Annotated in this window: 2 protein-coding genes; both read right to left on the minus strand. The window is 68.5% G+C overall.

The genetic code is table 11. The features are described 5' to 3' along the window. Positions 1 to 242: hypothetical protein (locus QK444_RS36125; protein ID WP_282786595.1), on the minus strand; the 242-nt coding region annotated here is incomplete at its 3' end. Positions 243 to 661: 419 nt separating this feature from the next. Further along, the gene (locus tag QK444_RS36130; RefSeq protein ID WP_195144961.1) at positions 662 to 1,573 is read right to left on the minus strand and encodes an SDR family oxidoreductase; all 912 of its coding nucleotides are present in this window, start codon (positions 1,571 to 1,573) and stop codon (positions 662 to 664) included. Positions 1,574 to 1,615: the final 42 nt, after the last annotated feature.

A 1,615-nucleotide genomic window follows, 5' to 3' on the forward strand; every position in this document is an offset into this window, starting at 1 on the left:
CCCGCCGAGCCGGTGGCGGCCGAGCCGATTCCGGCCGAGCCGGTGCCGAGCAGTGCGCCGACCAGATCCCACGGACCGGCGGCGGGGGTCGGCTGCAGGGGTACTTGGACGGGCTGGGGTTCGGGCGCGGGTTCGAGGTCGATGCCGCCGGGCTGGGCCAGGGCCGCCATGGGCCCGAGCAGCGTCGTACCGGCGACCATCCCGGCCACCGCCACTATGCGCAAGGTGCGACCAACACTCACGCGACAGCCTTCCCCTCATCGGTTTTACTGCGCAGTCCAATCGCCCGGTCGCCCCGATTGCCGGACCTTTGCGGAACGCGGGTCATGCTACCGACAACCCACCCACCCCGCACAACTCTTCCCGGCATTAGGGGCTGCAACCAACCGTACGTCCACCCCCGCCCCGACACGCCGAATATCACAAACCGCCCCAGGACAATTCGGGCGTAACACCCGCACCACCGCGCAGCTCACCCCACCCGGCACGCCATTGTGAGACTGCCTGGTCCGCACGCGACCGATTGGTTTGCTGTGCCGGAAACGAAAGAGGTTGCGGGAGAGCGATCCACCATAGCGGCCATCGCGAAATGTGATGATGGACACAAACGAACGTCGCCGGTACCCCGCGAGCGGTACCGGCGACGTGAGATCTACGAGTGCTATGCCCCGTAGACCGGCTCGGGTTCGGTGGCCTTGCTCAGCAGATCGCGGACGACCGGACCGAGCTCGGCGGGCTCCCAGCGTGCGCCGCGGTCCACCGAGACGCCGTGCCGCCACCCGTCGGCGACGGTCACCTTGCCTCCCTCGACCTCGAACATGCGACCGGTGACACCGGCGGAGTCCGCACTGCCCAACCAGACCACCAGGGGTGAGACATTCTCCGGCGCCATGGCGTCGAATCCGTCCTCCGGGGCCGCCATCATGTCGGCGAAGACGGTTTCGGTCATGCGGGTGCGCGCGGCGGGCGCGATGGCATTGACGGTGATTCCGTAGCGCGCGAACTCCGCCGCCGCGGTCAGGGTCAGGCCCGCGATACCGGATTTGGCGGCGGCGTAGTTGCCCTGGCCGACACTGCCGAGCAGACCCGCGCCGGAACTGGTGTTGATGATGCGTGCCTCGGGCCGACGCCCCGCCTTGGATTCGTTGCGCCAGTACTCGGCGGCATGTCGCATGGGCGCGAAATGGCCCTTGAGATGGACCTTGATCACGGCGTCCCACTCGTCCTCGCCGAGGTTCACCAGCATCCGGTCCCGCACGATGCCCGCATTGTTGACCAATACGTCGAGGCGGCCGAAGGTCTCGACGGCGGTGGCGATCAGGCGGCGCGCACCCTCCCAGTCGGAGATGTCGTCACCGTTGACCACGGCCTCGCCGCCGAGCGCCTTGATCTCCTCGACCACCTGCGCGGCCGGGGAGTCGGGGCTGGGCGCACCGTCCAGTTCGGCTCCGAGGTCGTTCACCACGACCTTGGCTCCGGCGGCAGCGAAGGCGAGGGCGTGCGCGCGGCCGATGCCCCGGCCCGCACCGGTCACGATGACCACGCGGCCGTCGCAGATCTTGTTGTCCGTCATATCGATACCTCTGTGTCGGAAGAGTTGAGGATCGGGGGCCCC

Source organism: Nocardia sp. CC201C, assembly GCF_030010695.1.
GTDB classification, from domain to species: domain Bacteria; phylum Actinomycetota; class Actinomycetes; order Mycobacteriales; family Mycobacteriaceae; genus Nocardia; species Nocardia otitidiscaviarum.

Excerpts from the sequence above, each read along its gene's own strand:
- QK444_RS36130 (WP_195144961.1), bottom strand. The coding sequence starts at position 1,573 with ATGACGGACAACAAGATCTGCGACGGCCGCGTGGTCATCGTGACCGGT.